This is a genomic window from Stenotrophomonas sp. SAU14A_NAIMI4_5, from assembly GCF_003086795.1.
Lineage (GTDB): Bacteria > Pseudomonadota > Gammaproteobacteria > Xanthomonadales > Xanthomonadaceae > Stenotrophomonas.
Map to the genome: position 1 here is coordinate 436683 of NZ_CP026003.1, position 12772 is coordinate 449454.

General features: G+C 68.6%; 12 protein-coding genes. 4 read left to right on the plus strand and 8 right to left on the minus strand.

Annotated features, from left to right (window positions below; genetic code table 11):
- Window positions 1-12: 12 nt before the first annotated feature.
- The 6 genes from kdpC to pyrE all read right to left on the minus strand — a co-directional run bounded on the left by kdpC (window position 13) and on the right by pyrE (window position 5977).
- Complete coding sequence (gene kdpC, locus C1925_RS02015) at window positions 13-663, minus strand: potassium-transporting ATPase subunit KdpC (RefSeq protein ID WP_108767476.1); 651 nt, start codon at window positions 661-663, stop codon at window positions 13-15.
- A complete protein-coding gene (gene kdpB, locus C1925_RS02020; RefSeq protein ID WP_108767477.1) occupies window positions 660-2717 on the minus strand; it encodes a potassium-transporting ATPase subunit KdpB in 2058 nt (685 codons plus the stop codon). Before kdpB ends, kdpC begins: the two co-directional genes overlap by 4 nt.
- Window positions 2718-2727: 10 nt before the next feature.
- Entirely contained in the window at window positions 2728-4425 is a 1698-nt protein-coding gene (gene kdpA, locus C1925_RS02025; protein ID WP_108767478.1) for a potassium-transporting ATPase subunit KdpA, read from the minus strand.
- Between the two features lie 12 nt (window positions 4426-4437).
- Entirely contained in the window at window positions 4438-4530 is a 93-nt protein-coding gene (locus C1925_RS02030; protein ID WP_079225483.1) for a potassium-transporting ATPase subunit F, read from the minus strand.
- A 126-nt stretch (window positions 4531-4656) separates the two neighbouring features.
- Entirely contained in the window at window positions 4657-5301 is a 645-nt protein-coding gene (locus C1925_RS02035; protein ID WP_108767479.1) for a hypothetical protein, read from the minus strand.
- 16 nt (window positions 5302-5317) lie between these two features.
- The gene (pyrE, locus tag C1925_RS02040) at window positions 5318-5977 is read right to left on the minus strand and encodes an orotate phosphoribosyltransferase (protein WP_108767480.1); all 660 of its coding nucleotides are present in this window, start codon (window positions 5975-5977) and stop codon (window positions 5318-5320) included.
- Between the two features lie 163 nt (window positions 5978-6140).
- Between pyrE and C1925_RS02045 the strand changes: the two genes are divergently transcribed.
- From C1925_RS02045 to C1925_RS02055, 3 genes are all read left to right on the plus strand, one after another.
- Window positions 6141-6941 carry an exodeoxyribonuclease III gene (locus C1925_RS02045; RefSeq protein WP_108758432.1) on the plus strand — a complete coding sequence of 267 codons (801 nt, stop codon included), beginning with the start codon at window positions 6141-6143 and terminating at the stop codon, window positions 6939-6941.
- Window positions 6938-8239: an MFS transporter gene (locus C1925_RS02050; protein WP_108767481.1), complete on the plus strand. Its 1302-nt coding sequence runs from the start codon at window positions 6938-6940 to the stop codon at window positions 8237-8239. The genes C1925_RS02045 and C1925_RS02050 overlap by 4 nt, the downstream gene beginning before the upstream one ends.
- Window positions 8240-8317: 78 nt before the next feature.
- A complete protein-coding gene (locus C1925_RS02055; RefSeq protein WP_108770587.1) occupies window positions 8318-8548 on the plus strand; it encodes a hypothetical protein in 231 nt (76 codons plus the stop codon).
- Window positions 8549-8615: 67 nt separating this feature from the next.
- Here C1925_RS02055 and C1925_RS02060 read toward each other — a convergent pair whose 3' ends face one another.
- Both C1925_RS02060 and C1925_RS02065 read right to left on the minus strand, forming a co-directional pair.
- Entirely contained in the window at window positions 8616-9743 is a 1128-nt protein-coding gene (locus tag C1925_RS02060) for an anhydro-N-acetylmuramic acid kinase (RefSeq protein WP_108770588.1), read from the minus strand.
- Between the two features lie 67 nt (window positions 9744-9810).
- Window positions 9811-11286 carry a peptidoglycan DD-metalloendopeptidase family protein gene (locus C1925_RS02065; protein ID WP_108767482.1) on the minus strand — a complete coding sequence of 492 codons (1476 nt, stop codon included), beginning with the start codon at window positions 11284-11286 and terminating at the stop codon, window positions 9811-9813.
- Window positions 11287-11453: 167 nt separating this feature from the next.
- On the opposite strand from C1925_RS02065, the gene tyrS reads away from it, so the two are divergent.
- The gene (tyrS, locus tag C1925_RS02070) at window positions 11454-12665 is read left to right on the plus strand and encodes a tyrosine--tRNA ligase (RefSeq protein WP_108767483.1); all 1212 of its coding nucleotides are present in this window, start codon (window positions 11454-11456) and stop codon (window positions 12663-12665) included.
- Window positions 12666-12772: the final 107 nt, after the last annotated feature.

Below are 12772 nucleotides of genomic sequence, written 5' to 3' on the forward strand. Positions count from 1 at the left end.
TGCAGGCCGGCATCACGGTGCCTTCGCCGCCTGGTCGAGGGCGAAGTTCAAGGTCACCACGTTCACCCGCGGCTGCCCGAACACGCCCCACTGGCGGCCTTCGGTATGCGCCTGCAACAGCGCCTGCACGCGTTCCACCGGCAGGCCACGCGCACGCGCCACGCGTGCCACCTGCACCTGCGCGGCAGCCGGTGACAGCTGCGGGTCCAGGCCGCCGCCGGACTGGGTGACCAGATCGGCCGGCACCTGCGCCGGGCTCACGCCTTCGCGCGCGGCCACCGCGGCGGTGCTGGCGGCCACGCGCTCGGCCAGCGCGGGGTTGCTGCGTGCCAGGTTGGAACCGGCCGCGGCCATCGGGTCGTAGTTGGCCGCCGACGGCCGCGCCTGGAAGTAGCCATCGCCAGCAAACGGCTGCGCCAGCCACGCCGAGCCGCGCACCTGGCCGCTGCCGTCGCGCAGCAGGCTGCCTTCGGCCTGGGTCGGGTAGCTCAGGCCGGCAAAGCCAGTGGCAATACCGGCGTAGACCGCACCGGCCAGCAGCAGGGTGGCCAGGCCCAGGCCGATCGCCGGGCGCCAGCTGGCATCGTCCTGCAGGCGCGCCACGCGGGCTTCGGCCGGATGTTCGCGGGGCAGGGAAGAAGAAGTGGAGACAGAACGGTTCATGCGCCGAATACCAGGACAAGAAGGAGGTCGATCAGCTTGATCGCCGCGAACGGCAGCAGTACGCCGCCGAGGCCGTACACCAGCATGTTCCGGCGCAGCAGCGCGGTTGCCGTGGCCGGGCGGAAGCGCACGCCACGCAGGGCGAGCGGGATCAGGGCGGGAATCACCAGGGCGTTGAAGATCAGCGCCGCCAGCACCGCGTTGCGCGGGCTCGACAGCTGCATCACGTTCAACGCGGCCATGGCCGGGACCGCAGCGGCAAACAGCGCCGGCAGGATCGCGAAGTACTTGGACACGTCGTTGGCCAGCGAGAAGGTGGTCAGCGCGCCGCGGGTGATCAGCTGCTGCTTGCCCACTTCCACCACCGCCAGCAGCTTGGCCGGGTCCGAATCCAGGTCGACCATGTTGCCGGCCTCCTTCGCCGCCTGCGTGCCGGAGTTCATCGCCAGGCCGATGTCGGCTTGGGCCAGCGCCGGGGCATCGTTGGTGCCATCGCCGACCATCGCCACCAGGCGGCCACCGGCCTGTTCCTGGCGGATGCGCGCCAGCTTGTCTTCCGGGCGTGCCTCGGCGATGTAGTCGTCGACGCCGGCTTCGGCGGCAATCGCGGCCGCGGTCAGCGGGTTGTCACCGGTGATCATCACCGTGCGGATGCCCATCGCCCGCAGCTGCGCGAACTTCTCGCGCATGCCGTGCTTGACCACGTCGGACAGCTCGATCACGCCCAGCACATGGCGGCCCTCGGCCACCACCAGCGGGGTGGCACCGTTGCGCGCCACCTGCTCAACGCGCCCGGCCAGCTCGGCCGGCACCGTGCCGCCCAGCCCCTGCACATGGTTGCGGATCGCATCCAGCGCGCCCTTGCGGATCTGCCGGCCATGCTCGAGGTCGACGCCGGACATGCGGGTCTGTGCACTGAAGGCCAGGTACTCGGCCTGCTCCGGTTCGGCGGTGCTGCAGCCCTGCTCGCGCGCCAGGCGCACGATGGATTTGCCTTCCGGGGTCGGGTCGGCCAGCGAGGACAGCAGCGCCGCTTCGCGCAGCTGGCTGGCATCGATGCCGGCCAGCGGGTGGAAGTGGCTGGCCTGGCGGTCGCCGTAGGTGATGGTGCCGGTCTTGTCCAGCAGCAGCACGTCGACGTCGCCGGCCACTTCCACTGCTTTGCCTGACTTGGCCAGCACGTTGGCGGCCAGCGCACGGTTCATGCCGGCAATGCCAATCGCCGGCAGCAGGCCGCCGATGGTGGTCGGGATCAGGCACACCAGCAGCGCGATCAGCAGCAGCGGATCGACCTTGACGCCGACGTAGGCGCCGATCGCCGGCAGGGTCGCCACCACCACCAGGAAGGTCAGCGTCATCGCCGCCAGCAGCAGGGTCAGCGCGATCTCGTTGGGGGTCTTCTGCCGGTTGGCACCTTCCACCAGCGCGATCATCCGGTCCAGGAAGCTGTGGCCCGGCTCGGCGGTCACCCGCACGATGATCTGGTCGGACAGCACCTTGGTGCCGCCGATCACGCCGGAGCGGTCGGTGCCGGCCTCGCGCAGCACCGGCGCCGACTCACCGGTCACCGCCGCTTCGTTGATGGTGGCCAGGCCCTGCACGATCTCGCCATCGGCCGGTACCAGCTCGCCGGCACTGACGATCACATGGTCGCCCGGGCGCAGCTCGGCAGCGGCCACCTGGGTTTCGGCCGCACCCGGCTGCGGGGCGGCCAGCCGACGTGCGACCAGGTCCTGGCGGGCGCGGCGCAGCGAGGCGGCCTGGCCGCGGCCGCGGGCCTCGGCCACCGCTTCGGCGAAGTTGCCGAACAACACGGTCACCAGCAGGATCGCGGTCACCGCCAGGCCGAAGCCCAGCGGCGCGTTGCCGGTCAGGGTGACGATGGCAGCAACCAGCGTGCCGGCCATCACCACCGCCATCACCGGGCTGCGCACCAGGTGCATCGGCGAGAGCTTGCGCACCGCCTCGACCAGCGCACGGCGCAGGCCGGCGGCATCAAGCAGGGCTGGGCGCGGGGCAAGGGAACTGCGGGAAGAACTTGCGTGGGTACTCATCAGGGTGTCCTTAGTGCAGTCCCATGCTTAGGTGGTCGGCGACGGGGCCGAGGACCAGGGCCGGCATGAACTGCAGCACGGTCAGGATGACGATCACCGAGACCAGGGTCAGGGCGAAGGTCGGGGTTTCGATCTGCAGGCTGCCGGCCGATTCCGGCGCCTGGCGCTTGGCAGCCAGCTGTGCGGCCACCACCAGCGGAATGATCAGCAGCGGGAAGCGGCCCAGCAGCAGCACCAGCGAACAGCTCAGGTTCCACCACACGGTGGCATCGCCCAGGCCCTCGAAGCCCGAGCCGTTGTTGGCATAGGCCGAGACGTACTCGTAGAACACCTGGCTGATGCCGTGGAAGCCCGGGTTGGAGGTGCCGGCCAGGCCGGGCACGGCCAGCGTGATCGCAGTGAACAGCAGCAGGGTGATCGGCTGCAGCAGCACCAGCAGGGCCAGCAGGCGCACCTGCGGCGTTTCCAGCTTGCGGCCGAACAGCTCAGGCGTACGCCCGGTCATCAGCCCGGCCAGGAACACGCCCAGCAGCAGGTAGACGATGAACTGCTGCAGGCCGCAGCCGATGCCGCCCCAGATCGCGCTGACCAGCATGTTGACCATCGCGATGCCACCGCTCAGCGGCGCCAGCGAGTCGTGCATGCCGTTCACCGAGCCGTTCGACACCTGGGTGGTCACCGCCGCCCACAGCGCCGTGCCATCCGCGCCGAAGCGCGCTTCCTTGCCTTCCATCAGCAGCGGCGTGGCGGCGCTGGCGCTGTGGCCCTCGCTCCACATCATCGCGCCGGTGGAGAGCAGCGACATGCCCAGCATGCAGCTGAACACCAGGACGCCGAAGCGGCGTCGCCCGGTGAACGCACCGATCATGAAGATCACCGCCAGCGGGATCAGCAGGATGCCCACCACCTCCAGCATGTTCGACACCGGGGTCGGGTTCTCCAGCGGGAAACTGCTGTTCGGGCCGTACCAGCCGCCACCGTTTGCGCCGAGCTGCTTGGCCGCGACCATCGCCGCCACCGGGCCCAGCGGCAGCTTCTGCTGGGCCATGCCGGCGCTGGCGTCGATCGGCGTGGCCTGCGGTCCGCCGGCCATCGTCGAGGGCACGCCCTGGCTGGTCAGCAGCAGGGTCCAGACCAGGCACAGCGGCAGCAGGAAGCGCACGCACAGGCGCACCACGTCCACGTAGTAGTTGCCCACCGGCACCTGGCGGTCGTCACTGGCCGAGGTCTGGGGTGCACGCGCGAACAGCGCCCGCAGCGTGGCCACCGCCAGCGCCAGGCCCATCATTGGCGTCACCACCTGCAGGCCGGTGATGCCGGTCATCTGCGAGAGGTAGGACAGCTGCGCCTGGCCCGAATAGTGCTGCTGGTTGGTGTTGGTCAGGAACGAGATCATCGTGTGCAGCGCGGTGTCCCAGCGCATGTTCGGGATCTGGTCCGGGTTCAACGGCAGCCAGGCCTGGGTCATGAACACCGCCTGGGTCAGCACTGCCACCACCACATTGCTCAGCACGAAGGCCAGCACGTAGCCGCGCCAGGACATCGAGCGCGCGGCATCCACGCCGAACAGCCGGTACAGCGGTTTCTCGATCCAGTGGAACAGCACGTCGACCTTCATCGGCGTGCCACGCATCACGCGCGCCACGTACAGGCCCAGCGGCCAGGCCAGCAGCAGGCTGGCGGCAAGAATCACAAGCATCTCAGTCATGGCAGGCTCCGCTCAGAACGACTCGGGCCGCAGCACGACATAAAGAAGATAGGCGGCGGCAACCAGCACCAGCACGCCACAGAACAACGACAGCCAGGGGGACATGGGATTGCGTCCTGGTGGAACCCCTCCACCTCAGGCCGCCATCGTCGTCCTGCCCCCCATAAACGCACTACGCGCCGGACGGGGCCGGCGCGTAAAGAGTGCATAAATTCCGTTGTTGCCGGGGCCTCAACCGCCCGGGGCCATGCCCTTCAACTCGCGGTAGCGTTGCAGGCTGGCCTCGATCTCGGCCTTCAGCGTGACCTGCTGCTGCTCGAAGCTGGCCTGCAGGCGTTGCTGCGCCTGCAGCTGGGCGTGGCGCTGGCGGATCGCCTCGACCTGCTTGTCGGCCACCTTGCCGCCGGCCAGCTCGCGATCACCGGCCGTCCCCAGCAGGGTCACCAGCGAATCGCGCAGGCTGGCGACATTGTAGCGGGCGGTGTTCAGATTGTTGTCGAGCACCTCCTGGCGCTCGTTGAACACCTTGCGCAGTGCATCCTCGCTGCCATAGGTCGACAACATGGCCTGCTCGGTGCGCTGCTTGGTCTGCGCCGCCATCAGGTCCAGCTTGGCCTGCGCCGCCACGGTGGCCGCGGCGGCGCGTTCCTCGTCGGTCAACGCGCGCTGCACCTGCGCATTGCGCACGCCGCTGTTGGCGTTGAACTCCTCACGGGCATTGTTGACCGCATCGGCCGGCAACGCATCGCTGCAGATCCGCTCGTTGCCCTCGTTCCAGCAGTACAGCTTCTTGTCGGCCGTATCCGGCTTGGCCAGCAGGCTGGCTGGCAGCGCCAGCAGCAGGCTGGCGGCAACGATGGCAGGAACTCGGAACATGCGACCTTCCCCTGGGTCAGCGTGCGGAACGGACGCCGTACTGGGCGCGATAGGCCTCCAGCGGCTGCCGGTAGCCCACAAGTTCCGGGTTTCCGGAGGCGAAATCAAGCAGATCGGCTAGAGTTGCGACGGCGATCACCGGGATGCCGGCTTCCTCGGCCACGGCCTGCGCCGCCGAGCGGTGGTCGGCTTCCGAGGCGATCTCCTGGCGGTCCAGCGCCACCACGATGCCGGCCGGGATGCCGCCGGCAGCGCGGATGATGGCCAGGGCTTCGCGGATGGCGGTGCCGGCGGTGATCACGTCGTCGACGATCAGCACGCGCTTGCCGGTCAGGTCGGCGCCGATCAGCTGGCCGCCCTCACCGTGGTCCTTTACTTCCTTGCGGTTGAACGACAGCGGCAGGTCGCGGCCACGCTGGGCCAGCTCGCAGGCCATCGCGGTGGCCAGCGGGATGCCCTTGTAAGCCGGGCCGAAGACCACGTCGTACTTGATGCCGCTGGCGTCGATGGCGTCCGAATAGCAGGCGCCCAGCTGGGACAGCAGCGAGCCGGAGTCGAAACGGCCGGCGTTGAAGAAATAGGGGCTCAGCCGGCCGGACTTGAGGGTGAACTGGCCGAAGCGCAGGGCGTCGGCGGTCAAGGCCAGCTGCAGGAAACGGTGGCGGTGGTCGCTCATCAAAACTCGATTCATCTTCATTTGGAGCACAAATCCTAATCCAGCTGGGCTTTCCGCGCTCGTCCGGCCCCGTGTGAAGGTCCGGCCGGGCCCATCTGGCGGGCTGCGCGGGCCGCCGGGCAACCGGTATGCTTGCCCGGTTTCCCGCCGTAGGTTCTTCCGCATGCGCATCATCAGTTTCAACGCCAATGGCATCCGCTCGGCCGCCACCAAGGGCTTCCTCGACTGGTTCCGGGCCCAGGACGCCGACGTTCTGTGCATCCAGGAAACCAAGGCGCAGGAGGACCAGCTCACCGATCCGATGTTCCGCCCCGACGGCCATCACTGCTTCTATCGCGACGCCATCACCAAGAAGGGCTACAGCGGCGTGGCGATCTACAGCAAGCGCGAGCCGGACCAGGTCATCACCTCGCTGGGCTGGGCCCCGTTCGATGACGAAGGCCGCTACATCGAGGCCCGCTTCGGCAATCTCAGCGTGGTCTCCTTCTATATCCCGTCCGGCAGCTCGGGCGATTTGCGCCAGGGCTTCAAGTTCGAAGTGATGGAATGGCTGCGGCCGATCCTGGAAGAGTGGGCGCGCAGCGGCCGCGACTATGTCCTGTGCGGCGACTGGAACATCGTCCGCTCGGCGCTGGACATCAAGAACTGGAAGTCCAACCAGAAGAACTCCGGCTGCCTGCCCGAGGAGCGCGACTGGCTCAACGGCCTGTGCGCCGACCACGGCCAGGCCACCGACGTGGCCACCGGCCGCGGCTGGGCCGATGCCTACCGCCTGCTGCACCCCACCGGCGAGGACTACACCTGGTGGAGCAACCGCGGCGCGGCCCGCGCCAACAACGTCGGTTGGCGCATCGATTACCAGTTCATCACCCCCGGCCTGCGTGACCGCCTGCGCAGCTGCTCGATCTACCGCGACGAGCGCTTCTCCGACCACGCCCCGTTCACCGTGGACTACGACCTGTGAGCGAAGCCGCTGCCAAGCCCAGCTACAAGGGCTGGGCCGGGATCAAGCGCGCCTTCGGCACGCCCTCGGCCCTGACCATGGCCCTGCTGGGCTTCGGCAGCGGCCTGCCGTTCCTGCTGATCGCCTCGCAGACCCTGTCCACCCGCCTGCGTGATGTCGGCCTGGACCTGGGCAGCATCGGCCTGATCAGCCTGGCCAGCTTCTTCTACCTGCTGAAGTTCGTCTGGGCGCCGCTGCTGGACCGCTATGCCTTCCCGCTGCTGGCCTTCATGGGGCGCCGCCGCTCTTGGCTGCTGCTGTCACAGGTGGCCGTGCTGATCGGCCTGGTCGCGCTGGCCTTCGTCCGCCCCGAACAGGGCGTCTGGCCGCTGGTGGCCTGGGTGCTGGTGGCGTCCTTCGCCGGTGCCACCCAGGATTCGGTGGTCGATGCCTACCGCATCGAAATCGCCCCGGAAACCGCGCAGGCCGCGCTGGCCGCCACCTACACCCTGGGCTACCGCATCGGCCTGATCCTCGCCGGTGCCGGCGCGCTCTACCTGGCCCAGTTCGAAGGCTGGATCATCGCCTACCTGGCCATGGCCGGGCTGATGCTGCTGCCGATCATCACCACCCTGCTGTGCCGTGAGCCCGACCGCCCCGCGCAGGCCGTGCAGCGCCGCATCGATGTGGCCGAAGCCTTCGTGCAGCCGATCACCAGCTTCTTCACCCGCAACGGCATCGCCTTGGCGCTGGGCCTGCTGGCCTTCGTCGGCCTGTTCAAGTTCCCCGACCAGGTCATCGGCGTGATGGCCGGCCCGTTCTACCTCGATTCGGGCTTCGACAAGGCCGACATCGCCACCGTCTCCAAGCTGTTCGGCGTCTGGATGGGCATCGGCGGCGCCTTCCTCGGCGGCATCGCCGTGGCCGCCTTCGGCTTCCGCCGCATGCTACTGGTGGCGGCGCTGGGCGTGGCCCTGTCCAACCTCGCCTTCCTGTTGATGGCGCACAACCCGGGCCAGCTGTGGGCGTTCTACGCCGCGCTCAGTGCCGACAACCTGTTCCAGGGCTTCGCCGGCACCGTGCTGGTGGCCTTCATGTCGTCGCTGACCGACCGCAACTTCACCGCCACCCAGTACGCCCTGCTGGTGTCGCTGGCCAACCTGCCGGGCAAGTTCGTCGGCGGCGTGTCCGGCTACATCGTCGAGGCCACCTCCTACAGCACCTTCTTCATGCTCAGCGCGGTCACCGTGGTGCCGACCCTGCTGCTGCTGGCCTGGCTGTGGCCGCGCATCCACGACCGCAGCGCCTCCGCCCCCTGATTGCCTGACTGCGCAACCTGCGGGATGATCGCCGCAGACGCGCCGAGGGGGCGGTGCCTTGCGAACGGGGGAGTGAGCATGGCCGATGTAGTGCTGCGGGACGTGGACCCGCTGATGTTTGAACGTATCCGAAGGGTGGCCGTGGCGCGCGGCTGGACGCACGAGCAGGCCTGTTCGGTGCTGCTTGAACAGGGCCTGCTGAGCAGCGAGCTGGAGGTCCGCTCCGGCTTCGGCGATCCCGAAGTGGACGCCCTGTCAGCGGCGATCGCCGCCCTGCAGGCGATGCCGGCGGGGCAGGGGTTCGATTGATCTGATACCGCGTCGCGGCGCTACCGCGCGTCCTGGTAGATCCACGCCATGCGTGGATGGCGCCACCTCACGCCAGATGGATCGCCCCGAGAATCCGCGGCCCCGATGCCCCGGTCACGCTCGGCAGGTTGCCGGCCAGCCCGTCCATCGTCCGCTGGGCCAGCCAGGCAAAACCCATCGCCTCCATGTACTCCGGGTCCAGCCCATGCACGGCGCTGGATTCCACCGCCACGCCCGGCAGCAGCCCGGCCAGCCGGCGCATCAGCTGCCGGTTGTGCACGCCGCCGCCGCAGACCAGCACCCGGCGGGTCTCCGGTTGCTGGGCCCGCAGCGCATCGGCCACGGTCACCGCGGTCAGCTCCAGCAGGGTGGCCTGCACATCGGCGGCCGCGTACTCGCCTTCGCCCATGCGCGCCTCCGCCCAGGCCAGGTGGAACTGCTCGCGGCCGGTGCTCTTGGGTGGCGGCAGGTCGAACCACGGGTCCGCGCGCCAGCCGGCCAGCAGCGCCGTGTCCACCGCACCACTGGCCGCATAGGCGCCATCGGCGTCGAAGGTGCGGCCGGTATGGCGCTGGCACCAGGCGTCCATCAGCGCGTTGGCCGGGCCGGTGTCGAAGCCGCGCGGCATGCCGTCGCGCGGGATCAGGGTCAGGTTGCCGATGCCGCCCAGGTTGAGCACCGCGCGGTCTTCGCCGGCCGTGCCCAGCATCGCCAGGTGGAAGGCCGGCATCAGCGGCGCGCCATGGCCGCCCGCTGCCACGTCGCGGCGGCGGAAGTCCGCCACGGTGGTGATCCCGGTCAGCTCGGCGATGCGGTTGCCATCGCCCAGCTGCACGGTGAAGGCCGGGTCGGCCAGCGGCCGGTGGCGCACGGTCTGCCCGTGCGAGCCGATCGCCCGCACCTGGCGGCGGTCCACGCCGGCCTCGTCCAGCAGCTGGTTGGCAGCCGCCGCGAAGTTGATCGCGATGCGTGCATCCAGCTCGCCCAGCTCCTCCAGCGACTCCAGCGGCCCGCCTTCGCCCAGCGCCACCAACCGCGCGCGCAGCACCGGCTCCCAGCGGGCGGTCAGGCCGCGCACGAAGCGGCAGCCGCCGCTGGCGGGGAACTGCACCAGCGCGGCATCGATGCCGTCGGCGCTGGTGCCGGACATCAGGCCAAGGTAGAGCGGGGCATCGGCGTCGGCAGTCGTGTTCATGGCGGGCATAAAAAAAGGACGCGGCAAGCTTGGGCTGCCGCGTCCTTCTTCGTCAACGCAGGGCCGGTCAGCCGCGCTTGTGGCCGTTGGCCGGCTTGGCCTTGGCGCTGGCCACCTCGGTCGGGGCGGCGTCTTCGCGGCTGCTCGGGGCCGGGCTGGCCTTGGCGTAGATCATCTTCTCCATGCCCTGGATGCGGGCCATGGCCGGTGCGGTCTGCGCACGGAAGGCCACCAGCTCGGCGCCCTTCAGCGGTTCCGGCGGCGGCATGGTCACCGTCAGCGGATTGCGGTGCTCGCCGTTCACGCGGAATTCGTAGTGCAGGTGCGGGCCGGTGGCCAGGCCGGTCGAACCGACGTAGCCGATCACCGTGCCCTGCGCCACGCGCTGGCCGGTCTTGATGTTCGCAAAGCGCGACATGTGCCCGTACAGGGTGGTGTGGCCGCGGCCGTGGTCGAGGATGACCACGTTGCCGTAGCCGCGCTGCACGCCGGCGAACTGCACGCGCGCATCGCCGGCGGCCATGATCGGCGTACCGGTACGCGCGGCGTAGTCCACGCCCTTGTGCATTCGCATCTTGCCCAGCACCGGGTGCTTGCGCGCGCCGAAGGTCGAGCTCAGGCGCGCGAACGGGATCGGCATGCGGATGAAGCTTTTCTTCAGCGAACGGCCGTTGAGGTCGTAGTACTCGGATTTGCCGCCGCGCTCGAAGCGGAAGCCCGAATAGGTCTTGCCACCGGTGGTGAAGGTCGCCGCCAGGATCTTGCTGGTATCGACCTTCTCGCCTTCGCGCCAGGTCTCGTCCATCACCACGCTGAAGCGGTCGCCTGGCTGCAGGTCCTTGGAGAAGTCGATGTCGTACTTGAAGATGTCGTCGGTCATCGTCGCGATCGCCGACGGCGACAGCCCGGCCCGGCGGGCCGCGGCATACAGCGAACTGGTGATCTCGCCGCTGGTGACCACCGTGCGCGTGGAGGTCTCGCGCTTGGTCACCTTTTCCTTGATGTCATCGCCGGCCAGGCTCAGTTCCACCCGGTTGTCGCCATCGCGGTCGAAGCGGATGCTGCGCAGGTCGCCCGAGAGCGGCATGTCGAAGGCGATCTCGGCGCCGGGGCGCAGCTTGGTCAGCGACTCGCGCGCGCCCGGATGGTCCAGCACGCGGTGCAGGGTGGTGGCGGGGATGCCGGCCTGGTCGAACAGGTCGCTCAGGGTCTGCCCGCGCTGCACCCGCAGCACCTGCCAGCTGTCGCCCGGGGTCTGCTGCTGGCGGGCCAGCGACAGCGGCGGCAAGGGCAGGGCCAGGCTGGTGTGGCTTTCGGCGTAGGGCGAATCGATGGTGTGCGAGAAGCCCGGCACGATCGTCGCCACCAGGGCGCCGATGGTCGCGAACAGGCTGGCGTGCACCCAATGGCGGCGCGTCCAGCGTTCATTGAAAGCGGCGGGGAGATGCTGCCTGAGCTTCCGGTGCAGGGCGTTGTCGTGCAGGACGTGGAGACGTTCCTGGAAGCGCTGCTTGCGTGCGCGCCCTTGTTCGGAATTTTGCATCAGTGGTTTTTTCCTGCGGCCCGGGAGCGCGGGCCTGATCGCCGGTTACCATAGACACCTGAGAAAACCGCGTCAAACCCTTGTGCCTATTGGCTTTTGTGAAGCCGGATGGGTTAACTTGGCGTTAACACCCCACACAAGAAACGGCATAGCCGGGAGTAGTCACCGTGTCCTCGATTGAAGAAGCCCTTGCCCTGATCGGCCGTGGTGCCGACGAGATCCTCAAGATCGAGGATCTGCGTGCGCGCCTGCAGGAAGGCCGTCCGCTGCGGATCAAGGCTGGCTTCGACCCCACCGCGCCCGACCTGCACCTGGGCCATACGGTGCTGCTGAACAAGCTGCGCCAGTTCCAGGACCTTGGCCACCAGGTCATTTTCCTGATCGGTGACTTCACCGGCATGATCGGCGACCCGTCCGGCAAGAGCCTGACCCGCAAGCCGCTCAGCCGCGAGGACGTGCTGGCCAACGCCCGTACCTATGAAGAGCAGGTCTTCAAGGTGCTGGACCGCGACAAGACCCAGGTCCGCTTCAACTCGGAGTGGTTCAGCAAGATGGGTGCGGCCGACATGATCCGCCTGGCCAGCCAGCACACCGTGGCGCGCATGCTCGAGCGCGATGATTTCGCCAAGCGCTACGCCGCCCAGCAGTCCATCGCCATCCACGAGTTCCTGTACCCGCTGGTGCAGGGCTACGACTCGGTGGCCCTGGAAGCGGACGTCGAGCTCGGCGGTACCGACCAGAAGTTCAACCTGCTGATGGGCCGCGGCCTGCAGGAACACCACGGCCAGAAGCCGCAGGTGGTGCTGACCATGCCGCTGCTGGAAGGCCTGGACGGCGTCAACAAGATGTCCAAGTCGCTGGGCAACTACATTGGTATCAGTGAACCGGCCATCGAGATCGTCACCAAGACCATGAAGGTCGACGACACCTTGATGTGGCGCTGGATCGAGCTGCTGTCCTTCGATATCGGCCAGGCCGAAGCGGTGTCGCTGCGTGAAGAGGTCGCCGCTGGCACTCTCAACCCGCGCGTGGTCAAGTTGCGCCTGGCACGTGAGCTGGCAACCCGCTTCCACGACGCCGCGGCGGCCGATCAGGCCATTGCCGGCTGGGAAGCGGCGGTGACCGGGCAGGGCGACATCACCCAGCTGCCGCTGCAGGACGTGGCCATCCCGGCCGAAGGCCTGCGTATTGCCGCACTGCTGACTGCTGCCGGGCTGACCCCGAGCAACTCCGAAGCCAACCGCAAGCTCAAGGAGCGCGCGGTCAAGGTGGACGGTGAAGTGGTCGAGGACGGACAGCAGGTGCTGCAGCCGGGCTTCGAAGGCCTGCTGCAGGTCGGCAAGCGCACCTTCGCCCGCGTGCGCCTGGTCGCTGCCTGACACTATATGGAAGGGCCGGCGCCAGCCGGCCCTTCCTTGTGCTTCTGCTCTTCGCGGTATGCCCCCGCGGGCGCGATGGATGAACGGATGCAACATCCGTTGAAAAA